The 26,763-nt window shown below is 38.2% G+C and carries 18 protein-coding genes and 1 tRNA gene; 11 read left to right on the top strand and 8 right to left on the bottom strand.

What is annotated here, in order from left to right; genetic code table 11:
* Nucleotides 1-2 precede the first annotated feature (2 nt).
* The 3 genes from H4J66_RS18350 (at nucleotide 3) to H4J66_RS18340 (ending at nucleotide 9,022) form a co-directional block, all read left to right on the top strand.
* Complete coding sequence (locus H4J66_RS18350) at nucleotides 3-8,120, top strand: right-handed parallel beta-helix repeat-containing protein (protein WP_182176353.1); 8,118 nt, start codon at nucleotides 3-5, stop codon at nucleotides 8,118-8,120.
* Between the two features lie 235 nt (nucleotides 8,121-8,355).
* Complete coding sequence (locus H4J66_RS18345; RefSeq protein WP_182176352.1) at nucleotides 8,356-8,577, top strand: hypothetical protein; 222 nt, start codon at nucleotides 8,356-8,358, stop codon at nucleotides 8,575-8,577.
* 4 nt (nucleotides 8,578-8,581) lie between these two features.
* Complete coding sequence (locus H4J66_RS18340; protein WP_182176351.1) at nucleotides 8,582-9,022, top strand: hypothetical protein; 441 nt, start codon at nucleotides 8,582-8,584, stop codon at nucleotides 9,020-9,022.
* Between the two features lie 635 nt (nucleotides 9,023-9,657).
* Here the strand turns inward: H4J66_RS18340 and H4J66_RS18335 are convergent.
* Both H4J66_RS18335 and H4J66_RS18330 read right to left on the bottom strand, forming a co-directional pair.
* Nucleotides 9,658-9,734: transfer RNA gene (locus tag H4J66_RS18335), tRNA-Ile, on the bottom strand.
* 177 nt (nucleotides 9,735-9,911) lie between these two features.
* Nucleotides 9,912-12,932 carry a choice-of-anchor B family protein gene (locus H4J66_RS18330; RefSeq protein WP_182176350.1) on the bottom strand — a complete coding sequence of 1,007 codons (3,021 nt, stop codon included), beginning with the start codon at nucleotides 12,930-12,932 and terminating at the stop codon, nucleotides 9,912-9,914.
* Nucleotides 12,933-13,074: 142 nt separating this feature from the next.
* Between H4J66_RS18330 and H4J66_RS18325 the strand changes: the two genes are divergently transcribed.
* Both H4J66_RS18325 and H4J66_RS18320 read left to right on the top strand, forming a co-directional pair.
* Nucleotides 13,075-13,926, top strand: a complete 852-nt coding sequence (locus tag H4J66_RS18325) for an MbnP family copper-binding protein (protein ID WP_182176349.1) — start codon at nucleotides 13,075-13,077, stop codon at nucleotides 13,924-13,926.
* On the top strand, nucleotides 13,919-15,082 hold the full coding sequence (locus H4J66_RS18320; protein ID WP_182176348.1) for an MbnH family di-heme enzyme: 1,164 nt from the start codon (nucleotides 13,919-13,921) through the stop codon (nucleotides 15,080-15,082). Before H4J66_RS18325 ends, H4J66_RS18320 begins: the two co-directional genes overlap by 8 nt.
* Before the next feature lie 3 nt (nucleotides 15,083-15,085).
* Here the strand turns inward: H4J66_RS18320 and H4J66_RS18315 are convergent, their stop codons facing one another.
* From H4J66_RS18315 to rpsU, 5 genes are all read right to left on the bottom strand, one after another.
* Entirely contained in the window at nucleotides 15,086-15,715 is a 630-nt protein-coding gene (locus H4J66_RS18315; protein ID WP_182176347.1) for a hypothetical protein, read from the bottom strand.
* A gap of 117 nt (nucleotides 15,716-15,832) precedes the next feature.
* Nucleotides 15,833-17,674 (bottom strand): RNA polymerase sigma factor RpoD, encoded by a 1,842-nt coding sequence (gene rpoD / locus H4J66_RS18310; protein ID WP_070374851.1) that lies wholly within the window; start codon nucleotides 17,672-17,674, stop codon nucleotides 15,833-15,835.
* A 114-nt stretch (nucleotides 17,675-17,788) separates the two neighbouring features.
* Nucleotides 17,789-19,546 (bottom strand): DNA primase, encoded by a 1,758-nt coding sequence (gene dnaG / locus H4J66_RS18305; RefSeq protein ID WP_182176346.1) that lies wholly within the window; start codon nucleotides 19,544-19,546, stop codon nucleotides 17,789-17,791.
* Between the two features lie 200 nt (nucleotides 19,547-19,746).
* A complete protein-coding gene (locus H4J66_RS18300) occupies nucleotides 19,747-20,193 on the bottom strand; it encodes a GatB/YqeY domain-containing protein (RefSeq protein ID WP_182176345.1) in 447 nt (148 codons plus the stop codon).
* Nucleotides 20,194-20,231: 38 nt separating this feature from the next.
* Complete coding sequence (rpsU, locus tag H4J66_RS18295) at nucleotides 20,232-20,447, bottom strand: 30S ribosomal protein S21 (RefSeq protein ID WP_011045067.1); 216 nt, start codon at nucleotides 20,445-20,447, stop codon at nucleotides 20,232-20,234.
* A gap of 361 nt (nucleotides 20,448-20,808) precedes the next feature.
* Between rpsU and tsaD the strand changes: the two genes are divergently transcribed.
* The gene (gene tsaD / locus H4J66_RS18290; protein WP_070374848.1) at nucleotides 20,809-21,867 is read left to right on the top strand and encodes a tRNA (adenosine(37)-N6)-threonylcarbamoyltransferase complex transferase subunit TsaD; all 1,059 of its coding nucleotides are present in this window, start codon (nucleotides 20,809-20,811) and stop codon (nucleotides 21,865-21,867) included.
* Nucleotides 21,868-21,896: 29 nt separating this feature from the next.
* On the opposite strand, the gene plsY is transcribed toward tsaD, so the two are convergent.
* Complete coding sequence (plsY, locus tag H4J66_RS18285) at nucleotides 21,897-22,499, bottom strand: glycerol-3-phosphate 1-O-acyltransferase PlsY (RefSeq protein ID WP_310650681.1); 603 nt, start codon at nucleotides 22,497-22,499, stop codon at nucleotides 21,897-21,899.
* A 220-nt stretch (nucleotides 22,500-22,719) separates the two neighbouring features.
* Here plsY and folB point away from each other — a divergent pair, with 220 nt between their 5' ends.
* The 5 genes from folB to H4J66_RS18260 all read left to right on the top strand — a co-directional run bounded on the left by folB (nucleotide 22,720) and on the right by H4J66_RS18260 (nucleotide 26,741).
* Complete coding sequence (folB, locus tag H4J66_RS18280; protein WP_182176343.1) at nucleotides 22,720-23,094, top strand: dihydroneopterin aldolase; 375 nt, start codon at nucleotides 22,720-22,722, stop codon at nucleotides 23,092-23,094.
* Nucleotides 23,094-23,591, top strand: a complete 498-nt coding sequence (folK, locus tag H4J66_RS18275; protein WP_182176342.1) for a 2-amino-4-hydroxy-6-hydroxymethyldihydropteridine diphosphokinase — start codon at nucleotides 23,094-23,096, stop codon at nucleotides 23,589-23,591. The genes folB and folK overlap by 1 nt, the downstream gene beginning before the upstream one ends.
* A 48-nt stretch (nucleotides 23,592-23,639) precedes the next feature.
* Complete coding sequence (locus H4J66_RS18270; protein WP_182176341.1) at nucleotides 23,640-24,455, top strand: undecaprenyl-diphosphate phosphatase; 816 nt, start codon at nucleotides 23,640-23,642, stop codon at nucleotides 24,453-24,455.
* Between the two features lie 137 nt (nucleotides 24,456-24,592).
* The gene (locus H4J66_RS18265) at nucleotides 24,593-25,747 is read left to right on the top strand and encodes an acyl-CoA dehydrogenase family protein (RefSeq protein ID WP_182176340.1); all 1,155 of its coding nucleotides are present in this window, start codon (nucleotides 24,593-24,595) and stop codon (nucleotides 25,745-25,747) included.
* 145 nt (nucleotides 25,748-25,892) lie between these two features.
* Nucleotides 25,893-26,741 carry a tetratricopeptide repeat protein gene (locus H4J66_RS18260; protein ID WP_310650676.1) on the top strand — a complete coding sequence of 283 codons (849 nt, stop codon included), beginning with the start codon at nucleotides 25,893-25,895 and terminating at the stop codon, nucleotides 26,739-26,741.
* Nucleotides 26,742-26,763 lie beyond the last annotated feature (22 nt).

Here is a 26,763-nt window from a genome sequence, read left to right as displayed (position 1 = left end):
ATATGAAGAACGCATACTATAAACAATCTTTAGCACTAACTTTTTCTCTAATATCACTGGCTGTGACAGCAAGTACGACAGGGCAACTGACGTTAACGGATTCATCAGGAGTTGTGGTTCCAACTTACCAAAATGGCGAAAGTGCCTACATTCAAGTTGCCGATAGCGATGGCAATGCAGACCCAGCGGTAGCGGAAACCTTAACGGTTAAAATTACTTCAGAAACTGAAGATACGGGTACGCCATTTAGTGCGACAACCCCTATTGCTGCAAACAGCAATGTTGGCGACGGCACGCTTACCGTTTTGAAAACCTCATACGACACAAAAAACGAAGATTGGTCAATGCTAGCGGTCAGTGCGAATAGTTTCCTTGTGACAGGCAGTGTTTCAGGCCAACAAAGTCAGCAATACGCTATCACCGATGGCGCGAGTGAAAAGCACACCTATATCAGTGATAACAATGAAGTGAGCTTTTTCATTGAAAACGGTTCCATTGCTTTCACAGTGGGTGATACTTTCACCTTTTCAACCAGCGCAGGTACGATTGTTGGTGAAACAGTAACCTTAACGGAAACTGATGTAGATACAGGTGTTTTTACTAATAGCATAACGCTCAATGAAGCAGAAACACCCAATGAAGCAGATGGTATTTTAGATGTGCAGTCAGGTGATTTAATTACCGTATTTTATGATGATGCCAGCGGCGATTGGGGCGATGCTGAGCAAGCCCGTACTACCGCACTTTATGCCGCTACCGTAATTAAAGGCTCTACTTTATTAGAAGATACTATTTGGACAGAAGAAAATAGTCCTTATCTTGTTACGGGTGATGTGACAGTTTCAGTCAATACCACGCTAACCATCATGCCAGGGGTTAAGGTGTTGTTCCTTGCAAATTCAGATGACACAATGGGTGGGCAAGCGCCTTATGACAGTGAACTGATTATTCAGGGTAGCTTAAATGTTGCAGGAACTGAGGCTAAGGGCGTAATTCTCACGAGTAGTAACCGAGAGCCTGCCATAGGAGATTGGGGGGGGATTCGCGTTGAAAATAGTACAGCAAGTATTACCTATACCACACTTGAGTATAGTGCCTATGGTGTTGATTTGTATAATGTACAAGATGGCAATGTGTTTACGTTAAGTCACAGTGAAGTTGCTAACAACGGCTTAGGGATTAGAGCTAACTATTCTTACAATGGTATATTTACATTAACAAATAACGCTATTAGGGAAAACAGTGGACGTGCGATCGACTCAGACAATAGTTATGCATATTGGGTCTTAGAGGGAAACACCATTTCAGATAATGGACGTCAAGGTGACAACGCATTATCTTTCGGTTATTCGCATGACATTTCGTTCATTGATAATGAAATATCAGGCAATAGTGGTGGTGTTCAAATATCTGAGGTTCGCGATGATTTAATCTTCACTGGTAATACGTTATCTAATAATAAAGATCAATATATGATGATGTCAGGCGGTCTGAATATCAATACGTGGTCTGAAGACGGGGAATGGGTGACAGATAGCATAGTCATTGAAGATAATATCATCGACGACAATAGCTATACAGGCATTCAATTACATTACTCTGGTGATGTTGACCCAGCGATTAATCGTAATAAGGTGCGTAACAATTCAGGGTACGGAATTTCTATCCATTCCCAAAGTCATAATACTCAGCCTATTATTCATGATAATGAAATAACAGGTAACGGCCTTAATGACATGGGTAGTCAGGCAGGTTTGTACATTTCAGGTAAAGCAGTACCTTCCATTGTCGGCAATACCATTGACAATAATGGTGCGGGTATTTATGTAAATTATGATGATGTTAATGGTAATGGCGACTTTGCGTTATCGAATAATATCATTACCAATAACCAGGGATATGGCGTCAGTGTTAACGGTTATGCTAAACCAGTAATTAACGATAATGATATTGTTGGAAATACGGGTTATGCATTAGAAAACCATACTAGTTTTGCGCTTGTTGCGAAGAACAATTGGTGGGGTGTGGATGATAGTGCAGAGATAAACGAAGGCTCGAACCCTAAAGCGTTGAGCTTTATTTATGATGGGAATAATGACGGTAATGCAGGTAAGGTTAATTATGCAGGCTGGTTAAGCTTTTCAATTCAAGATCAAAGCCCACCAGTAACGACACTATCTAGTGTAAGTGTAATTTCTTTATTATCTTTTGAAATTACCTTGTCATGTAATGATGATATTGGTGGAGTTAACTCTGGTTGTAGTAAAACTTATTACAGTATTGATGGCAGTGAACCAACGACTAGCTCAGTGTTATATGAAGGTGTAATAACGCTTAATGAAAGTGCTATTGTTAAATCCTTCTCTATTGATGTAGCAGGTCATCAAGAAGCCGCAGTTACTAAGCGTTTTTATATTGGTGATATTGATGCACAAAATGCTAGTCGAAGTGGTGAGTTGTCACTTGGCGATCAAGAAACCAGTCAAGAATTCTCTGCTGAGATCTCTGAGCCTATTATTTTATTAAGTGCACCTAGCTATAAAAATAGTGGTTCAGGCGTTGCAAAAGTGTCAAGTATCACATCAACAGAAGTAACAGCTTCATTTAAAGAGTGGGGATACCTTGATGGTAATCATGATGTAGAGTCAGTTCCTTATGTTGCGTTGACCAAAGGTAGATACTTATTAAGCAATGGTGACGAGTTAGAAGTCGGTGAACTTCAACTGTCTTCAATTCAGCAGTGGCATGAAACTTCATTTGCAAGCTCGTTTGCAGCAGCACCAACTGTCATTTTGACTAGTCAAAGTAATGAGACTAATAAAGTCTTTAATTTACTGACTGATAATATAACTAGTTCAGGATTTTCGGCTAAATTAGCTGAACAAGAAAACAATACGGTAGGCGAATACGCAGAGAAAGTCGGTTACTTGGCTTACTACAAAAATGAATTAGAGCCTATAGAACAAAGTGAGCCGTTTGTAGTCTCTTCAAATATAGAAGTGAGCTCTGATTGGTCAGCAGTTGATAGTTTTGCTATTAGTTTGCAGGAAGAAGCTTCATTTGATGAAGAGTTAGTTCATAGCAGCGAATTCATTTCAATGGTTAACATCAACGGGACTATATTACTCCAGCAAGTAGGTGAATTAGAAACAGATACTAGTTCGCTTCGTCGTTCAATTGTAGATACAGATCTAGATAACATATTCGATGTATTAGATACAGACGATGATAACGATGGTGCTTTAGATGTCGAAGATACATGCCCGATAAACTCTCGTTTGAATAGCAATGGCACAACTGAAGGAGATATTAAGTCTTTTCAATATTGTATTAGTAATGATGTCCCTCCTAAAGTGCACTTTGAACTTGCTCTGTCAGATAACTTTTCTAATGCTGAAACCGTTAAAGTTTTATATTGGTTAGAGGGAAATGAGCAACATTGGATCACTCTAACAAGAGATCCTGAAACAGGTTTGTTTGTTACTGAAATTGAACTTAATGAATATGCTGCATCTGGTTCTTACGACGTAAGGGCAATGGAGTTAACGGACAATCAGGGTAATGAGATTTATTTAAACGAGAGCCAGATAAACTTACTTGGCTTTAATACAAGCGTAGATTTTAATAATCCTGTTTCTGATAGTGAAAAACCATCTGTTACAAGCTTAACGACTTCAGGATGGAGTATTAACAATAATGAAGAACCGCAAATAACCTTTACTGTTGTTGTTGAAGATAATTTGAGTGGCTTACAGGACGGAATACTTCTGGAACTTTATTCACCAACAGGCACTTCAATTCAAGAACATGGCATAAAAGTAGCTAACAATACCTATAGTTTTGACTTTGTACTTAACAAGTATGCTAGTTCAGGTGTTTACCCTATATATACTATCCGTTTGTATGACAATGCTGGAAACTCAAACTTTTCCCAAGATTGGATTGCAGACAATCTTGAGGGGTACGAATTAGTCAATCCAAACTCTGATACCTCAGCAGCTTCTTTAAGCTATATCAATTTAGAAGCTAAATTTGACGAACAAAGTGACCGTCCTATTTTAGCTATTAATGGCTTAGCAACTGATGATGTATCAGGTGTTGAAAAGGTTTATTTAAGACTGACAAGACCAAGTAATGGTGATCTGGACAAATGGCAAGAAATTGATAATGGTGAAAATGTGTTGAACCGCACTTTCTCTAGCCAAATAGCACTTCCACAAATTTATGAAAGTGGTGAATATAAAGTCGACTTTGTAAGACTTAATGATTTTGCAGCAAACGAAAAAACATTAAGTAAAACCGATATAGATGAAGCCAATCAAAGCTCTATTACATCCATAAACCTTTATTATCCTGATGACGAAGTATCTGATTCATACGAAATAGAAGCCTCTACGAAAGATGATTTTGTATTTGGTGCTAATCGAAGTAATGATCACCTAATCGGTTTGTCAGGAAATGACTATATATTTTCTGGTGATGGTAATGATCATGTTGAAGCGGGTGCTGGTGATGATTTAGTTATTGGCGGTTCAGGTCAAGGTGATGATATTTATGAGGGTGATGAAGGTTTTGATACCCTAAAATACACATCAGCAGTGCAGCCGATTATTGTAGATTTCATCAACGGTACAGCTTCTGGTATCAATATAGACAGCGATACTTTTACTGGCTTTGAGAGGTTAATTGCAGGCCAAAGTAATGATGTAATAATTACTGATGAAAATATCAATATCATTTTAGGTTACAGCGGTGACGATATTATTGTAGCTAGTGCAGGTAGTGATGAATTAACGGGTGGTAATGGTAAAGATGAATTTGTTTTTAAAGACCTTTCTCTAGCTACATTAGCTAACCACACCACAATTGTTGATTATCAATCTGAAGATAGCGTAGTAATTGTTGATCATGAATCTGCGAGTAATCTAGTTTGGAATACCAACTTAAATGACACAGTGACAACGATAAGTGTTGAAAATGAGCTGTATTTCACCACAGACGGAACAGATGGTTACTTAATCTTAGTTAGTGATGTAAACGCTAAAGAAAACTCTTTTGTCGTTAAATTATCAAACATAAATAACTTGGGTGATATTTCAATTACCAGTAACTCATCAAATGATCTTGATGAAGATGGCCAATATAATTACTTTGATACCGATGATGATAACGATGGTGTTCTAGATAAAGATGATGCATTTTCAACGAACGCCGCAGCAAGTGTTGATACTGATTTAGATGGTTTACCAGATAGTTTTCATGAAAATTGTGACGACACCTGTGTTATTGATTCTAGCTTAACGTTAGATTTAGATGATGATAATGATGGTTATTCTGACATTGATGAATTAGCTAATGAAACGGATGGTTTATCAGCAGACTCGTTGCCTAGTGATAATGACGGAGATTTCATTTCAAACTTATTAGATAGTGATGACGATAATGACGGTTACTCAGATGAAGATGAATTAGCCAATGGAACAGATAGTTTATCAGCAGACTCGTTACCTACTGATACTGATGAAGACTTTGTATCAGATTTATTAGATACCGATGATGATAATGATCTTGTTTTAGATGTTGATGATGCTTTCCCATTAGACAGTACGGAATCAGTAGATACCGATGGCGATGACATAGGTAACAACGTTGATACCGATGATGATGGCGATGGAATTATTGACGAAAACGATAGTGCACCTCTAAACGGCTCTATTGGTGATGAGGAATCACCTGTTTTCTCTGAACTAGTTGATGTTACTTTTGAAGCAACAGGAACTACTACTGATTTAGACTTAGTTGTGCCAGAAGTTTTTGATAATAACCTTAATGCTCCAACTGTTACGTCTGACTATAGTGATGCACTGCCATTGGGAACACACGAGATAACATGGACAGCAACGGATTTTGCAGGAAACGTTTCAACAGCAACACAACTAGTGACAATTGTTGATACAACCGCTGCGATGTTTAATGATTTTCAAATACAAACTCTAAGTGCGATGGGTATTTTTAGTGATGTTTCAGACGAGATAAACAATGTTCAGGCTTATGACTTAGTTGATGGAAGCATTAATGCAGTTGTTATTGGTGATACGCTTTATCGTTCTGGTGCTCATTTTGTGCCAGTATCGGCAACTGATAGCTCAGGTAATATTGCTGAAACAGAGGTAGAAGTACATATTAATCCGCTTGTAGAATTAAGCCAAAGCAGAAAAGTTGAGCCAGGCGCTTCGGTTGTATTACCTGTAACGCTTTCAGGTAATGCTGCGGTTTATCCTGTTGGAGTAACTTATACACTGATGCAGTCTGGTTCAATCATTGCAACAAATGAACTTACAATTTCCGAAAATATTTCAGGTGTTATTACCATTGAAATACCCAATGACGCACTTAATGGTGATGTTTACTCTGTTGCTATAACATCGGCTAAAAATGCAGTATTAGGTTTTGTAACGTCTATTCAATTAACGGTAGATCAAACTAACTTTATACCCACGCTAATATTAGTGACTCAACAAAATGATGAAAAAATCAGTGTTGTTGATGGTCAAGGTGGCATTGTTACTGTGACTGCTTTTGTTCATGATATTAATGTAAATGATATACACGATATTACTTGGAGTTCATTGAACAATACTCTGGTTGATTTAAATACTGATAGCTTAACATCTACTTTTGAGTTCTCGCCTGAGGGCTTAACGTCAGACACTTATGAATTAACCGTGAATGTAAGTGAAAATAATACTAGCGAGCTATATAGTATTTCTGTTGATAAAAATATCGTTGTTGATGCCTCACTTCCACCATTAGATATAAATACCGATAGTGATAATGATGGAATTTCAGATGCGGACGAAGGTTATAGTGATAGTGATAATGATGGCATATCTGACTACTTAGATACTGACGATAATCCAAGTCGTTTACCGATTGATGACTTAACAGCAGCAATGCAAACCTTGAATGGTTTAAGTTTAAGCCTTGGCGATATAGTTACAACGTCAAGTGGTGTAACAGCAGCTAATGCAACAGTAAATGTTAACGATATTAGTACTGATGAGCATTTTACTACATTATCGACTATCACCAACTTTAATGTTTCAGGCTTGACTGAGGCTGGTCAATCTGTGCCTATTGTTATTCCTTTAGCAAACGGAAAAACAATACTTGAAGGTAGTATCTATAGAAAGCATAGCAAGAGTAAAGGTTGGTTTGATTTTGTGGTTGATAGCAACAATGGTGTTTACTCTGCGTTAGCAGACGAAGACGGTAATTGTCCTAATCCATTATCAACCCAGTATCAACAAGGTCTAACGGCTGGCAACAACTGTATTCAACTACTCATCAAAGATGGTGGAGAGAATGATGCAGATGGTCTCGCTAACGGTATGGTTAAAGACCCTGGTGTTTTAACTTCAGAAGTCATAAACCAAGCACCTGTTATTGTTGTTAATACTGATGAAACAGCAAATGAAGGCAGTGTTGTTACCTTTGACGCATCAGAAACTATCGATGCAGAAAATGACATGTTAACTTATCAATGGGTACAGTTAACGGGAATCACGGTTGAGCTATCAGGGCAGGATACTGAAACTTTAAGTTTTACAGCGCCACAGGTAAGTAACGATGAGTCTTTAACATTCGAACTAACCGTAAATGATGGTCGAGACAGCACAACAACTGAAGTTGAGCTATTGGTGCTTCAAGTGAACATTGCACCAACGGTTTCAATTGATAGCCATACTTCATCTTTTGATGAAGGTGATTCTGTATCGTTAAAGGCAACAGGCGCTGACGAAGATGCTGACGCGTTAAGTTATGCGTGGGAGCAAACATCAGGCCCGACAGTAACGCTTTCGGGAGCTTCAAGCGCATCGGTTACTTTTACTGCACCAGCAGTTACAAGCGACCAAAACCTTGAGTTTAAAGTAACGGTATCAGATGGCGTTGATACTGTGTCTAAAACGACAACTGTGACCATTAATAATGTAGCTGCTGTAACACCTCCAGTAACACCGCCGAAAGAAAGTGGTGGAGGTGGCGGCTCTATGGGGTGGGTACTTATCGTAATGAGTTTTGGATTATTAAGAAAACGGTTGATAAAAATAGCCGCGTAAACTGAAAAATAAAGCAGCTCAATTAAGGAGGTACGTAAAATATACGTATCTCTTTTTTTATGTGAGCCAACGTAAAAAACTATCGTGAATGTCCTGATAAATGAATCTCTATATGAGACTGAGTTTAAATAGATGACTTCAAATCTTCAGTTTTTTCAAGTGGATCATATTTACGATAAATTTAGAATAATACATAAAATAATAATTAAAAGAGAGTTTATAAATGAAATATTTAATGGCAATAATGTTAGTTGGTTTTTCGGTATTTTCAAATGCGGGTATTATTACTCATAACAATTGGAAAACGGACGGAACCATTGTCAATTACACTGGGGCAAATAAAACCCTTTCGAATAAAGAATGGTTAAGCTGGTCTTTAACAGATGAAATGTCTATCGAGCAGGTACTGAATTCTGATTTAGTTTTAAAAGATGGTTGGTATATAGCAACCATCTGACTTATTGTCTGTAGCATTTAATGATTTTTTCGGTTCAACTCAGTTTAATGAGGATACAGGTGAGGGGGATAAATCGGCCATTACTGATGAATTGGCAGTTACTTTCACTACAATATTCGGATCGACATTTCAAAGTGATAGTTCTGTTAATAATTTGAGCACAAGCGCTGCATGGTCTTATAATGCAGCTGGCACAAAGCTGTTTGCAGCCACGGTCAGAAGTGAATACCAAGTAGAGAATTACACTCCTTATAATTCAGCATGGGGATATGTGAGGGATTATTCTCTTAGAACGTCACAGTTTGACTCTATGTCACCCGAGTTCGGCGTTGCACTTGTAAGAGTTATTTCACCCCCGATGTCAGTGAGTGAACCAACAGGCATGGGGATTGCGCTATTAGCCGCATTTCCATTTCTTTTAAGAATGAGACGTAGTAAAAAATAAGAGTCTGTAGTGACTCTTAGGTCCTTAACAATATCTATGTAACTGCCTATCGTGAATGCCCATATAGCGTTTAGGAAAGGCAGCCTATCGACAAGACAGAAAAATATTTAAGTGACACTGGCTCTAAATAAAATAGTCTAGATGTTTCAACATCTCGTCAGTCGTCATCATTAAAGAGGGTTTTTGATAAGATACGATGGCGATAAAACAAATTTTCAGCTAATTAATTCCTAAAGTACTTATTTATCGACAAGCGTCATCCTACAGAATTAACAAATTAAATTTATAGCTGTTTTAATGAGTGAAGTGAATTCAAGCAAAGAGTTTATTGTAATGGCTTAAGATTTTTCTTCGCTTTAACTGTTGCTGTTCGCAGTAATCATTTAAAGCATCTTGTGGCCAACCGGACCATGAAACTGTGTTTTATTAACTTAACCCTTGATAATACTTATTAGGCTTATTAAAAGATTTTATAGTGTTAAAAATTGTTAAGATTTTTAGGAGTGTTTTACTTAAAAAAGGATTATTAATAATCTTTATGGAAATATATCTAAGAAAAAACAAGTAAATGCTAACTAGAGCTTACTTAGATAATTTATTTTGTTTGTTGTTAACTTGGAGTGTACTGTTAGAAGTGGTGGCCCCTCCCTGACTTGAACAGGGGACCTGCCGATTATGAGTCGGATGCTCTAACCAACTGAGCTAAGGGGCCATCTTTTTATCCGCTTTAAATTGAGGGTTCAACTTAAAGCGGCGTGAAGTATAAGCATTTTTTATTTTGTTGTCACTAGCGTATTTTTAAAAAATGCTAAATTATAGAGTGTTTGGTTAATTGTTAGGCAATACGGATGATTTTTATCAGTATTGCCTAAACCTTATTACTTAATCTTTACTTTTTTCTAACCAATAAAGATAACGAAAGCATAGTTAACCAAAATATTGAACCACCAGAAGATTTTTTTGGTGTCGATGTCGTTGTAACTACTGCAGGTGAAGCCACTACTGAGACGATAATACTCTCAGCTGTTGATAAACCTTTAGAGTCTGTAGCAGTAAATTTAAATGTTAGTGACTCAGTCGTATTGGGTGCTGTGAAACTTGTGATTAAAGTATTGGCATTAGATAAGGTTACATTCGAGCCGGCAGTTTGCTCCCAAAGATAGGTCATCGTATCGTTCTCTGCATCTCTTGCTTGTGCTGCTAGACTTTGTGTTCTTCCACCGGTTAATTCGACATTCGCTCCTAAGGTAACAACAGGTGCGGTATTCAATGGAGGTGCAATAACCGAGATAGTAAGACTCTTTGTCGTTGAAGCGCCCCTAAAGTCTGTTGCCGTGAATTGAAACATTAGAGATTCAGCGCTATCGGGTGCTGTAAAGCTTGCTGATAAGGTCTCAGCATTTGTTAATATCACCTCAGAGCCTGACGTTTGCACCCATAGATAAGTCATAGTGTCATTTTCATTATCACTTGTTTGTGCTGTTAAACTTTGTGTTTGACCGGTGTTTACTTCAAAATCTTCACTGAGTGTTACTAAAGGTGCGGTATTTTGATCGTCATCAGCGATAGTAAACGTTATTTGAGCATTACTGCCAAGGTTGCTATCGTTAACGCTTGATAACGCTAGGGTAAAGGTCTCACTTTCTTCTTCTTCGGTATCATCAAGAATCGTTAGGATAATTTCTTTAGTATCACTTTCGCCGTCAGCCCAAGAAACTTGGCCTGATGCATCAAGCATATCGATGCCGATAATAGCTTCTCCTGATGTCAGTTGATACTCAAAGGCAATGTTACCTTTTGTGCTACCCATACGATTTACGTTAACAATGTATTCACCTACATTTTCTGCAATAGTTTCTTGGTCAAATTCAAAACTTCCACTGCCATTATCGACTAACCCATCAATATTGATGGTGTTGTAATTATTAGCACCGAGCGTAGCACCATCGGTTGGATTATATAATCGTATAAAAAATGATTCTGCTATTTCGATACTTGTTGGATCATCAGCAATGACAATACTAATTGTTTTGTCTGTATTATCATTTGCTGCCCAAGTCAGTGTGCTACTTGCTACTGTGTAATCACTATCTTGTTTCGCACTACCCTGAATTACCTGGTAACTAACTGCAGCACTTGCACTGGCATTTGAGGCATTACGTTGTACCGTTAAGTCAAAGGTTGTTCCTTGAGCGGTTTGTGTGCTTTTATTTTTAAAGCCAAACATACCTTTAGTTGAAGCATTGGTGTTGTCTTTTAATACATAGAGCCCACTATTAATATCGCTGACTAAAATATTTCCAGAAGGTAAAAACGGATAAACGCCCCAAGCACCATTAAAACTAGCATTATTGCTTGGTGTGAAAGTATCAAAAAAGCCAACCTCTGTCGGAGTTGTCGGGTCTGTTATATCTAAAACAGTTAACCCTCGTTCATAGTTAGACATATAGTATCTATTGCCACGAACAAAGCCATTATGATCTATAGCTCTGGTAGGACCTGTCCACTGACCTACTTGTGTTGGATTATTGAGGTCTGCAATCGAAAATATTCTAACGGTAGAGTTTAAACCTCCGCGCTGTTCATCAAATTCGTCATGTAATAAAATAAACTGTTTGTCTTCTGTTCCCCAGCCAGAATGTACATACTTATTATTTTGGGTAACATCGTTATAACGGGCTGTACCTAATTGAGTTGTGTTATTAGGATCAGTGATATTCCATAACTTCATAACGTCCTCATTAAAATCAATGAAAACAGTACAACTACCCGAGGTTAAGCCACAATCATTAATCGAGCGCTGGTCATCTATTACCAAAGAAGCGCCATCATGAGTGTAACCATTACCAAAGTTATTAGCGTTAATATTTACCAAAGTTTTTGGGTTTGCTAATGAATAACTTTGAAAGGCACCACTTTTACTATTTGCGCCAATAAGCTGCAATGAAGCCGTTTGGTTAGGCAGGGTAATATTAAGGGTATGGTCTACATTAGTTATGTAAACATTATGTGATGTGCTAACAACATTATTCTTCTCAACTAGGCTTATCGAGTTAGGGAGGTTGTTAAGGTCAATAATTGCTACACCGCCATTATTTCCTTCAGTGGTCACGTAGGCATAGGCTTGCCATAGGTTAATATTTTCATCAAAGTATTGGTAAACTTTAACATCTCGCCAAGAAGAGTTAACTCCCCGAACAGTACCTACTTCAACAGGAGTGGTGGGGTTGGTAACGTTAACAACTGTCACACCATTATTTACACCCATTATGGCAAATTCATTATTGGTATTTAAATCTACATGCCCCCAAATATCGTTACCTGCGCCGGGTTTACTCGACATTTGTGATAAAGGAAAGTGAGCAAGTAAATCGATATTATTACAGTCGAATACATCTGCCTTACCACTTATGCAAGCCTCATCAGATTGGCTTTGACTTAATTGGTGATAACTGGCAAGTTTAAGTGTCAAGTCTTTGTCTTTAACAAAGGCTTTACCGTCGGCAATAACCCTAAAACCATTTTTTCTTAATTCATCAACCATATTAGTTGGAATATTATATAAAGTGGTTACATTAGACTGCGGGCTTTGTGATTGATAATGATCGAAACGATTATAGCCTCCAAAAACTGGCACAAGAGCACTTTTTAAAAAGAATAACTCTTCACTGGAAGTGATGGTAAATTCACCCGAACCCACAAGTACTTTATCACCCTTGTTCGCTTGACTAACTGCATAGGCTATTGTTCTGCATGGTCTAAGAACATTATCACATCTTTGCTTATCTACACCATTGGTTGCGACAAACCTGGATTTGTCATGTTCTGAGTGCGCAAATATATTGGAAGAAAGTATAAGTGATGATATTGAAATAATTGCAATACCCATGGGTAGTGATATTTTAGCCATAATGTACTCGTTTTTTATTTAGCTGCTCAATATTTGATGGCTTTACCATAGCAAGTTAACGTACAATTTAAAACCAACTCGTTAACATTACCTTAACTTCATGTAAATATTACTTTGCATTCAACGATTAAGCCTTATTAAAATGAACTGTTATATATTAAAAAAAATCTTATCTGTCACTACTCTTTTTGGGCTAAGTGTTACGTTACTTTCAGGATGTTTTCAAAAAGAGTCCCCAATAACACTCACTTTTCAACCGGTTTATAAGCAGGTTGCTTTGAACTGTGCCAGTCACTTCAGTGGTAATAATGAACAACTCCTAGGTACGGCCTCAAAAAATTGGCAGTATCAGCAATTACAGTTTTTTATACATGATGTTGAAGTTAACACTAAAAAAAGTGGTTGGCAGTCATGGTCGATGACAACAAATGCTCATCAAGCAGAGAATGTCGCCTTATTGGGAGAGGTGTGTAATGAAGAAGGTGAGCAAGACTATTGGCAACTTGAATTAACCCCTCTAAAAGAAGCGAGCGTTATAACCGATATTCGTTTTACCTTAGGTGTGCCGTTTGCATTGAATCACCTTAACCCATTAACACAGCCTAGCCCGTTAAATGAAGCTTCAATGTTCTGGGGATGGCAGGGTGGTCACAAATTTATGCGTGCAGAGTTAGCTTCACCCGATGATGATTGGCTGTTTCATCTGGGCTCTATCGGTTGTAAAGCCTTAAGTCCTGTTCGTTCACCAAAAAGTGAATGTTTGTACCCTAATCGAGTTGTCGTTTCTTTGCCTTTCACTTCACTAATAACTACGATCGAGTTTGATTTATCAGCATTAATTACTGATATAACATTAACTCGTGCAAACAGTTGTCAGTCATCGGTTGATGAAGAAAGCTGTAAAGTGTTATTTAAAAATCTAGGGATAAATACCAATAATACAGATCAGTCTATGTTATTTAAAACAAACCTTAAGGCGCAAATAGATGGTTAGTCAACGTTTAAAGGCAGCAACACTTTATTTGTCGGGCTTAGTAATGCTTTGCTTATTACTGCAATCATGTAGTGATAATAAAGAGTTAGCAGGAGAATATCAGTGGCCCATTATTGAAGGTTTTCCTAAGCCGCAAGTACCACAAGATAACCCGATGACCCAAGCAAAAGTCAATTTAGGTAAACAACTCTTTTTTGATAAAAATTTGTCAGCTAATCAACAACAAGCTTGCGCCAGTTGCCATCATCAAGAGTTTGCTTTTGGTGAAAATATCCCACACTCATTCGGTAGCACCGCACAACCACATCGACGTAATGCCTCTGCTTTAGTTAACATAGCGTATAACAAAACATTAACGTGGGCACACGACGGTTTAACCTCTATTGAACAGCAAATACTCTTACCTATGTTTGGTGAATCGCCGGTTGAGCTAGGTATAACGGGTCATGAAGAAGAAGTTTTGGCACGCTTTAGCTCAGAAACTTATCAAATGTTATTCACAAAAGCATTTCCAAATCAAACCGTTAATTTCGACTTAATTGTGAAAGCATTAGCGAGTTACGTGCGCAGTTTAGTTTCTTTAAATTCGCCTTTTGATAGCTATGCATATTTGGCTGATGACAATGCTATTTCTGCCTCGGCTTTGCGCGGTATGAATTTATTTTTCTCAGAGCAGCTTGAATGCCATCATTGTCACGGCGGATTTAATTTCACTCAGTCTACCAGTCATGAAAAACAGCTTATTGATCGCAGACCCTTCCATAATACGGGTTTGTATAATGTTAGCCATCAAAGTGGTCGTGATAAATCAGGTTACCCTAAACATGATACTGGCTTGTCTGAAATTTCAACGTTAGTGAGAGATAATGGCCGATTTAGAGCGCCAACATTACGTAATATTGAAGTTAGTGCGCCCTACATGCATGACGGCAGTATTGGAAGCTTAGCGGAAGTTATTGATTTTTATGCCGCTGGTGGACGAAATGTTACTACGGGTGAATATCAAGGTGATGGGCGAAAGAATCCACTGAAAAGTCAGTTCATTAAAGGGTTTGTCTTAACAAAAGCAGAAAAAGAAGACTTAATTGCTTTTTTGAAAACCTTAACGGACCAAACATTTCTATCTGATCCTAAGCATATTATTGTTGATAAGTAAGTCTTAAAACGTGAAGGTTAAACCTGCTGATAATTCACTTTGTACCCACATATCGCTTGATATTGCGATTTTACAGGTATTTTTATCACAGAAAAGTGCGTCTTGAGAATCAATAAGTGTCGCATATACTCTTGCACCTAAACGAATCGCTATACGGTCATTGAGTTGTAATTTACTGTAAAACCCTAGGTTTACTGACAGTTTAGTTTCATCATCAAGTTCTTTTGCCTCGGGTGAAAAATGCGTAACACCAAAGCCACCAGAAAACCAAAAGGGAACTAAGCTATTTGAAAGTGGCACATTACCACCGATATGTAGGTAAGTTACCGATAAGTCACTAGTATAAGGGCTTAATAAACTGGCAGGAATTAATTCACTCTCATAGTGACTTATCAGCAATTCACCTTGTCGTTTATTGTCATAAGGCCAAGCAACAATCACCCCAAAACTTGAGCCTTCATCTATCTCAATTTCTAACGATTGGGACTCACTCATATCATAAAAGTCACCTGCAATCGTAAAGTCTCCTCCTAAACGGTAACCTGCAAAGGGAGTTACTTCGATAGGTCCAGATTTAGCCGCTAAAGTAGGAAGTGTTAAAAATAAAGAAAATAGTAGAATGAGAAAGCGCATTGAAAGTCCTTTTATGAAAAATTTGATTGGCTAATTATTGAATCGAGTTAATTACAGATAAAAAAAATCCAGTAATTAATTACTGGATTTTAAGTCATCTATTTAAAAATGAAAGCTTTATTCGCCGTCTAAGAAACTTTTAAGTTGCTCAGAGCGAGAAGGGTGACGTAATTTACGTAACGCTTTTGCTTCGATTTGACGAATACGTTCACGGGTAACATCAAACTGCTTACCCACTTCTTCTAACGTATGATCGGTATTCATATCGATACCAAAACGCATTCTTAACACTTTAGCTTCACGAGCGGTTAAGCCAGCTAATACTTCGTGTGTCGCATCTTTCAAGTTTTCAGCGGTAGCTGAGTCAACAGGTAGTTCGCCATTACCATCTTCAATGAAATCGCCCAAGTGTGAATCTTCGTCATCACCGATAGGGGTTTCCATTGAAATAGGTTCTTTAGCAATCTTCAATACTTTACGAATCTTATCTTCCGGCATGATCATGCGTTCAGCTAATTCTTCAGGTGTTGGCTCACGTCCCATTTCTTGTAACATCTGACGAGAAATACGATTCAATTTATTAATCGTTTCTATCATATGCACAGGGATACGAATCGTTCTGGCTTGGTCAGCAATTGAACGGGTGATCGCTTGACGGATCCACCAAGTTGCATACGTTGAAAATTTGTAACCACGACGGTATTCAAATTTATCAACCGCTTTCATCAAACCAATGTTACCTTCTTGAATTAAATCTAAGAATTGTAAACCACGGTTGGTATATTTTTTAGCAATCGAGATAACTAAACGTAGGTTAGCTTCAACCATTTCTTTTTTCGCACGACGAGCCTTAGCTTCACCGATAGACATACGACGGTTAATATCTTTTATACCGTGTACATTTAAGAACGTTTCTTTTTCTAATTGATTTAATTTATAAATACAACGTTCAACGTCTAACTCAATATCAGACAATTTTGCTGAATAAGCATGACCTGCAGCTTTTTGCTCGTTAAACCAATCTTTAGAGGTTTCATTGCCTGGAAAAATTTTGATAAAGGTTGTTTTAGGCATGCCAGCACCAACAACACAGTGCTTCATGATTAAACGTTCTTGAATACGTAATCTATCCATTACGCTACGCATGTTTTTAACAAGCTTATCAAAAAGTTTAGGAATTAAACGGAATTCTTTAAATACTTCAGCTAAATCATCAATCGCTGCTTGTGCGTCTTTATGACCGCGACCTTTAGCATTAATAACTTTATTTGCTTTTTCGTAGGCATTGCGAAGTAGAGTGAACTTTTCTTTAGCAAGTTCAGGACAAGGACCGGTATCTTCTTCTTCCTCATCTTCCTCGTCGCCATCAGACTTATCTTCGTCGTTGAGCTCTTCTTTTGAAAGCTCTGAACCAATATGCGTCGCTGCTGCTGGAATTTCTTCTTCTTCAGCATCAGGGTCTAAAAAGCCAACAATAATATCGGTTAAACGTACTTCTTCAGCTTCAAAGTTGTCCCACATATCGAGTAAAAAATTGATTGCCGGCGGATATTCAGCAACACTACGCTGAACTTCCTTAATGCCTTCTTCAATACGCTTAGCGATAACAATTTCGCCTTTACGCGTTAATAGCTCAACCGTGCCCATTTCACGCATGTACATGCGGACAGGATCAGTTGTTCTACCAATTTCGCTTTCAACCGTAGCAAGTGCTTGGGCAGCTGCTTCAGCAGCATCTTCATCAGTATTACCTTCTGTCATCATCAAGGTATCTTGATCTGGAGCAGTTTCGAATACCTGAATACCCATGTCGTTGATCATTCTAACGATGTCTTCAACTTGGTCTGAATCGATTATATCTTGTGGCAGGTGATCGTTAACTTGAGCAAAAGTTAAGTAACCTTGCTCTTTACCTTTGGTAATGAGCTCTTTAAGTCTAGATTGTGGGGCTTGATTCATTGACGAGTGTCCACCTAAATTATGGCTATCAAAATGAAAACAGTAAGCCGTAAATTATAGCTAATTGCTTAGTATATTGCCAGCGTTAAACTATGTTCAACTTATTTTTGTTTGCTACGCACTTAACAAACTATGTAATTCTTGTTTCTCACTTTTATTTAAGCCGCTTGCATGTTCTTTGGCAAGCAATTGCTCCGTACGTTGTTCAATAAATTTGTTTAAAAAACTTTCTATTACATCAATAAACATCGATTCAGCATTTTCAGGTTCAACATGATGTTGTAAGCACATTAACTTTGTTAATTGGCTACCTTCAGTGGTCCCTCGAAAATGTTCAATAAGCTGAGCACTGTTAATTTTTGAATTTTCTTTACATAAAACTAACAGTCGATTGAGCAAAGGAATACCTGGCATATCGAGTTGTTGTAAAATAGTAATATCTGGTAATGCACTAATGATATGGGGGTGCTCAAGTAATAATGCAATAGCAAGGCGTAATGGTGTGATTTTACTTTGCTTCTTTACCGTGCTCGCCTTGTTGTTTTGATTGTTCTTTTTACGTAATTCGTCTAAACGTTTTTCGTTGCCACGGGCGAATTTATTGGCTAATTCGGTCAAAATTGAATCTTTTAAGGTACTATCAGGCAGCTTATTTAAGTAGGGCTGGAAGAGCTCAATCATTTTTGATTTTCCTTCCAAAGTGCTCATATTGACTTGTAGAGAAAGGTGATCAAAAAGAAAAACTGACAAGGGGGTGGCGTTATCTATAATTTCTTCGAAAGCTTGTTGACCTTTTTCTCTGATCAACGAATCAGGGTCTTCACCGTCAGGTAAAAATACAAATTTTAAACTCGTACCATCGTTAATTAAAGGCAGGGCATTCTCCATGGCTCGCCATGCGGCATCTCGGCCTGCTCGGTCACCGTCATAACAACAGATAACTTCTTTAACGGTTCTAAATAAAGTTTGGCATTGCTCTGGGGTGGTTGATGTACCGAGCGACGCTACAGCATAGTCAACACCATGTTGTGCTAGTGCCACAACATCCATATAGCCTTCAACCACAACCAATCGTGACAATTGTTTATTGGCTTGTTTTGCTTCAAATAATCCGTAAAGTTCATGGCCTTTATGATAAATACGCGTTTCTGGAGAGTTTAAATACTTTGGCGTACCATCTCCCAATACACGACCACCAAAACCAATAACGCGACCTCGCTTGTCACGAATGGGGAATTGAATACGACCTCTAAAACGATCATAAGGACGATTTTTATCGCCAGGTATTGCCATACCTAAATCTACAAGTTGTTGAGTGGCTGAAGGATTTTTGGCAAAATTTTTCATTACCCCATCCCAAGCGTCACTGATATAACCAATACCAAAGCGCTTAACCACTTCACCGCTTAAACCGCGACCTTTTAAATAATCAATGGCGGAATCTTTATCGGTAGCCACTTTTAATTGTTGTTGATAAAAACGACTGATTTTTTCCATCAGCTCGTAATCATCTTGTTTTTGTTGATGTGCTTGTTGTTGTTGTTTTTGTTGAGCGGGACTTTGATTATTTTTCTCGCGAGGCACTTCCATGTTGTAATGAGAAGCAAGTTCTTCAATGGCATCAGGAAATTCTAAACGATCAAACTCCATTAGAAAAGAAATGGCATTACCGTGTGCACCACAACCAAAGCAATGATAAAACTGTTTATCTTGGCTAACGCTGAATGAGGGAGACTTTTCGGTATGGAATGGGCAACAAGCTTGATAATTTTTGCCAGCTTTTTTTAACGGCACTCGAGAGTCAATTAATTCAACAATATCAGCGCGCGCTAATAAATCATCAATAAATTGTCGAGGGATCATACCAGTCATGTCTACATTTTCTTTGGTTGTTTGTGCGAATGTTATTTTAAACCTAATTGACCTGTACTGGATAGGTGTTTTTTAACTTCTCACCCAAGTGAAACGCTAAATAGGTATTATATAAAACAATAAAGCCGTGAAAATAAATTTTCACGGCTTTAAAATGTATATTTTAATAAAACGAAAACAGTAAGCTTTAGTAAAATCCGTTATGCATTTAGGGTATTACGAACTTGACCACTTACTACGCCTAAGTCTGCTTTGCCTTGCATTAATGGTTTTAATACCGCCATTACTTTACCCATGTCAGCCATTGAAGCCGCACCGGTATCAGCAATAGTTTTAGTAATTAACTGACTAATTTCTTCACTTGAAAGTGGCTGCGGAAGAAAAAATCCTAACGCGGTTACTTCTTCAGCTTCTTTAGCAGCTAACTCATCACGACCACCGTCAGTAAACATTTTGATGGACTCTCTGCGTTGTTTAACCATTTTGGTTAAAATCACAATGATGTTCTCATCAGTTGGTTCAAGGTTATGATCGATTTCGGCTTGCTTAATTGATGAAATGGCCATACGAATAACACCAAGACGACATTTGTCTTTAGCACGCATCGCAACTTTCATTTCATCTCTGAGTTGGTCTATTAAACTCATTTATTTTACTCGATAGTCTTAAATACTACTAAGGTATCTTAGTACATGCGAACGCGGCGAGCGTTTTCACGAGAAACTTTTTTAGCAGCGCGCTTAACAGCGGCAGCTTTCTTACGTTTACGTTCCCAAGTAGGCTTTTCGTAAGATTCGCGACGGCGAACTTCTGAAAGGATCCCTGCTTTTTCACATGAACGTTTAAAACGACGTAATGCAACGTCAAATGGTTCGTTTTCTCTAACTTTAATTACTGGCATGTATAACCTTAGTATGTATCTATATGATTGGTGTATCGCTTAAGCATTATTGCTTCGCAAACACCCACTCTATCAAAATTGGGTGACGTATTCTAAAGCTAAGCACTAGTTAAAGTAAAGTGTAATATTTTCTAAAATTAAAATTAACTGATTTAATACTAAGTTGATTATATACCCACTGACTTTCACGAGGGGAAAACGAATAATAATTTATTAAACGTTGTCGCTGACCCTTATCTATTTTCTTATAAAAAGTAGATCACAACCTTGTTCAAATGGGTATAATAGCTAACGTAGTTGGCGTTAAAATCGCTCAATAAAATGAAATAAACATTATTTAGGCTTTTAGGTTAAGGGTATTATGCGAATTTTAGGTATAGAAACATCTTGTGATGAAACGGGTATTGCTATTTATGATGACGGAGAAGGTGATTTACCCAAAGGTATTGTAGCCCATCGTTTATATAGTCAAATAGCTGTTCATGCTGACTACGGCGGAGTTGTTCCTGAATTAGCGTCACGAGATCATGTCCGTAAAACAATACCTTTAATTAAAGAAGTGTTAAAAGAAGCTAACTTAACCCCTGCTGATCTAGACGGCGTTGCTTATACTGCAGGGCCTGGTTTAGTGGGGGCATTATTAGTAGGCTGTTCAATTGGCAGAAGTTTAGCTTACGGCTGGGGACTTCCGGCTGTGCCTGTTCATCATATGGAAGGGCATTTACTCGCGCCTATGTTAGAAGAAAACGTGCCAGAGTTTCCTTTTGTTGCCCTGCTCGTTTCGGGTGGACATACTATGCTAGTGCGTGTTGACGGCATTGGTCGATATGAATTGCTCGGTGAATCAGTTGACGATGCTGCGGGTGAAGCGTTTGATAAAACAGCTAAGTTACTTGGGCTTGATTACCCCGGCGGGCCTGCTTTATCGAAGATGGCTGAAAAAGGCACAAAAGGGCGTTATAAATTACCGCGCCCAATGACAGATCGTCCAGGTTTAGATTTTAGCTTTAGTGGTTTAAAGACAGCTGCGGGTACCGTTATTCGCAAAGAAATAGCGTTGCAAAAAGCACAAGGCAATGAAGGTATGGATGAACAAACTCATGCCGATGTCGCTTATGCATTTCAAGAAGCGGTTGTTGATACCTTAGCAATAAAATGTCGCCGTGCTTTGCAGCAGTGTGAGTTAAAACGTTTAGTGATTGCTGGTGGCGTTAGCGCCAACACATCACTTCGAGAGAAATTAGCGGAAATTACTAAAAAGCTCGGTGGTGAAGTTTTTTATCCACGTCCTGAGTTTTGTACTGATAATGGCGCGATGATAGCTTATGCGGGCTTGCAACGTTTAAAAGCAGGAACAGATGCAGATTTATCGTTTAAAGCGACACCACGCTGGCCGTTAGATACTTTACCAGCGGTATAACTAGCGGTAAAGTTGGTACATTAATGACTTCATTTGGCCTTAGTAAAGGATATTTTACCTTCATCTCCTTTCATTAATCGCCAAATGTTGTCCTTGTGGCGAAAAATAATTAATACCGAGAGCATCATCACTGGGTACATATATAGAGGTTTTAATAGCCAAATATAAAAAGGCGCAAGCGATACCGTAATAATAGCGGCCAAGCTTGAATATCGGGTAAAATAAATCACACTTACCCAGGTCAGTATCAATAAACCGCCAAGATCTAAACCTATCGGTAATAATACACCCAGTGCGGTTGCAACGCCTTTTCCGCCTCTAAAGTTAAAAAATATAGGGTACATATGGCCTAAACAAGCAGCCAATGCTATTAACCCTAAATTAAGGGGGTCTAAATCAAGGAAATAAGCGCCCCACACGGGAATAGTGCCTTTGAGGATATCAAAGACCAGCACCAGTGCAGCGATGAATTTGTTACTGATACGCAAAACATTGGTTGCGCCAGGATTGTTTGAGCCGGTAGTGCGAGGATCTGGAAGTTTTAACAGCTTACACAATAAAATAGCACTAGAAATCGAACCGACCAAATAGGCAGCAAGCATTATTATCAGTGTTACTAATAGAGCGCTAATACAAAAATCTCCCAATTCATTGTTAAAATGATGGTTAATTATAACAAGTTTTCAACAATTTTAGATATTCTAGCCTTTCATAATGTCAATGGAAATAAGTTTTTCTATCGTCTATTAATAAAAAAAATGAATTGATCCGTCAACCACTAGTTTTTATAACTTTGCACAGGTAAAATCGACCTATATTTTTAGTTGTCTTATTAAAGATGAGTGTACGTTAATGGATAAAGTTTATATTGAAGGCTTGAGTATTCAAACCACCATAGGTTTTTTCGATTGGGAAAAAGAAATCAAACAAACCTTAGTGATTGATTTAGTTATGGGGTGGGATACCGCCAAACCGGCCGAAAATGATGAGCTAGCTAAAACACTCGATTATGCCGACATATCAGTAAAAATAGCCGAATTTGCTAATAAAAACCCCGTAGATTTAATTGAAACATTAGCAGAGCGTTTGGCTAAATTCTTAATCGAAACTTATCAGATCCCTTGGCTTAAATTGAAAGTAGGCAAGCCTAATGCGGTGTATAATGCCATAACCGTTGGTGTTGAAATTGAACGTGGTAGCCAATCAAATAACAGTAATCATGGGTAATGGCGCGTTTATATATTTCGCTTGGCAGTAATGTAGACCGTCAGCACTATTTACAGACAGGATTGACTGCCCTTGAGGCGCTGCTTGGTGAGTTAACGCTATCATCTTTATTTGCTAGTAAAGCTGTAGGATTTGACGGTGCTGAATTTTATAATATGGTGATCGGTGCGACGACCGAACTTAATATAGTACAAGTGGCTAAAGCACTTCGCGAAATTGAGTTTACCAACGGTCGAGAAATTGATGCTAAAAAATATAGCCCACGCACCTTAGATTTAGATTTATTACTGTTTGATGATTTAGTGTTGGACACTCCAGCACAAATCCCACGTGCCGAGATCACAGAAAATGCCTTTGTTTTATGGCCATTGGCTGAAGTAGCGCCAGATCTTAAACACCCCATTTTAAAAAAATCGTACCAACAACTTTGGCAAGCTTACGATAAAACACAACAACAAATAACCACAGTAGACTTTTCTTGGTCAAGCCAATTGTAAAAGTTAGACATTAAAAAATTGAATTATACATAAGGAATATAATAAGCAATGACCATTACAGAGATATTTATTTTAGCTATTCTCCAAGGATTAACGGAGTTTTTACCCGTATCAAGTTCTGCACATTTAATCTTACCCTCAGCTGTTTTAGGGTGGAAAGATCAAGGTTTAGCACTCGATGTTGCTTTGCATGTTGGAACATTACTCGCAGTTGTTTTATATTTTCGTAAAGATGTCGCTAATATGGCTGTTGCTTGGGTGGGTAGTATAAAAGGCGATAATACTAGCTTTGATGGCAAGCTTGCCTGGTGGATATTATTTGCGACTATCCCATTAGGAATATTTGGTTTGCTCGGCAAAGACTTCATCGAAGCACATTTACGTACTGCGTTGGTTATTGCTGCTACTACCTTAATTTTTGGATTTTTACTGGGTTTTGCTGACATTAAAGCGGGCAAAAGAAAAGCGACTGAGCACATTGATTTTGAAAAGCTAGGATTTAAAGGCGCTATGCTGATTGGTTTAGCACAGGCGGTAGCCTTAATTCCGGGTACATCTCGTTCAGGTATAACAATGACAATCGGTTTGATGCTTGGCTTAAGTCGAGATAATGCCGCTCGATTTTCTTTTTTATTGTCAATTCCTGCCATTGCGATGGCGGGGAGTTATTTAACATTAAAATTAATGACTGAAACGGGCCCTGTTGATTGGAATGCTATTGGTCTTGGCAGTGTGTTAGCTTTTTTTAGTGCTTATGCCTGCATTCACTACTTTCTTATTCTATTGGAAAAAGTTGGTATGATGCCATTTGTTATCTATCGCTTAGTTCTAGGTGTCGCATTACTTTGGTTTGTGCTGGGTTGATTGATCTAAATCGGTGCTGCTATCGTTTAGTTAATTAGAAAAAAATAATAATAAGAAATTTAAATATGCGATTTAACTGTTAAATACGCATCTAAATACAAATAAATACAAATTTAATATATAAAAGTGAGTAACGAATGAATTTATCATTAACCGAAGAACAGATGATGATTCAAGATATGGCAAAAAAATTCGCTGAAAGCGAATTAGCTCCTGTAGCGGCCGAACTTGATGAAACCCAAGATCAAACACTTTTCCTCAACAACCTTGCGCAGTTAACTGAATTGGGTTTTATGGGCTTAAATATTAAAGCAGAATATGGTGGCGTAGAAGCAGGCACGGTTGCTTTTAGCTTAGCGATAACAGAAATAGCACGCGCATGTGCAGCAACCGCAGTAACAGCATCAGTGACAAATATGGTTGCTGAAGTTATTCAAGCGGTTGGTAATGAAGAGCAAAAGCAAAAGTATTTACCTAAAATATGTAGTGGTGAATATAAAGCCGGTGCTTTTTGTTTAACAGAGAATGACGCTGGTTCAGACCCTGCTGGCATGAAGACCTCTGCAGTACTCGACGGTGATGCGTACTTACTCAATGGCAGCAAACTCTATATTACCAGTGCCAGCTTTGCTGACATCTTTGTTGTTTGGGCGGTAACTGACGCGACCGCTCGAAAAGGTAAGGGTATTTCATGTTTCTTAGTGGAAGCAAATACGCCAGGTATTACGGTCAGTAAGCCAGAAGAAAAAATGGGGCAAAAAGCATCACCCACAAATGAAGTGAGCTTTAGTAACTGCCGGATACCTGCTAGTGCCATGATGGGCAAAGAAAATAAAGGCTTTGGCGTTGCGGTTGGCGAACTTGCGGGCGGTCGAATTGGTATTGGTTCATTAGCGCTAGGTATTGGTTTAGCCGCCATGGATTACGCCCGTGCCTTTATCACTGAACGTAAGCAGTTTGGCCAAGCATTATCAAACTTCCAAGGTTTACAATGGAAACTTGCCGAACGTTACACAGATTTAGAAGCAGCCCGTTTATTGTTAATGCAAGCTGCTTATACTAAAGAACAAGGTTTACCCTTTGGTAAAGCCGCCTCTATGGCGAAGTTATTTGCGGCAGAAAAAGCAAATATTGCTTGTTATGACGCATTGCAATTAATGGGTGGTGCTGGCTATATTAAAGAATATCCACTTGAACGCATGGCTCGCGACGTACGTATTACCACTATTTATGAAGGCACTAGCGAGATCCAAAAAATCATTATTGCTCGCGAGTTATTAAACGAAGTCTAATTATTATTACACTTATATAGTACTAAAGCTGAAGGTCTCTTTATTGATAGGCGTTCAGCTTTTTGTATTAAGGCACTTGCGCTTTTTATAATTGCCCCAAAATATAGAATATAGACGCTCATCAATAAACTAAATGGAAGTGAATGTGACTACAAATGCCATTGAAATTACCCTAGAAAATTTTCAACAAATTATTTTAGAAGAATCAAAATCGAAGTTAGTCTTAGTTGACTTTTGGGCGGCACAGGTCCCTGAGAGTTTGGAGCTTAAAGATAAGTTAGCCATCGGCTTGCAGGGTTTTGAACAGTATATATTATACGCCACGGTTGATTGTCAAACTCAGCAACAAATTGCCCAACAATTTGGTATTCAAGGTTTACCTACGGCTATTTTAGTGAAAGATGGCCAACCACTTGATGGTTTAACTGGGCCACAAGATGATGACAATATAAAAGAATTTTTAGCGAATCATTTACCTAAAGAAGAAGACTTATTACTTATTCAGGCGCAAAAGTTGTTAGCTGATAATAATATTAATGATGCATTTACGGCGATTAATAGTGCTTATCAACTTAATAGTGAACGTGCCGACATTAAATTAATGATGGCAGATGTTTATTTACAAACGGGTAAAATAAGCGAAGCCGAATCTTTATTAACCACTATTTTAATGGTTGATCAAGACAGTCACTATCAAGCGCTTATCGCTAAACTTGAGCTTGCCAGTCAAGCCGCGGACTCACCAGAAATTAAAGCATTAGAAGCACAGTTAGTGGACGACGTTGACAACATTGCTCTACAACATCAACTTGTTGCGCAATACAGCCAAGTCAACCGACATGAAGAAGCGTTGACGTTACTGTTTCGTTTAATGCAAAAAGACAGTAGTGATGCTGCCAGCAAAGATCTTTATCTGGATGTGTTAAAGGCTTTACCTGATGGCGACCCATTAGCCAATAAATTCCGCAGAAAACTGTATACCTTAATGTATTAAATCAGTACTTGGTAGCAAATGC

The organism is Colwellia sp. MB3u-55, from assembly GCF_014076785.1.
Taxonomy (GTDB): Bacteria; Pseudomonadota; Gammaproteobacteria; order Enterobacterales; family Alteromonadaceae; genus Colwellia_A.
Note: the sequence above shows the minus strand (reverse complement) of the source record. Positions and strands in the feature narration are given on the sequence as shown.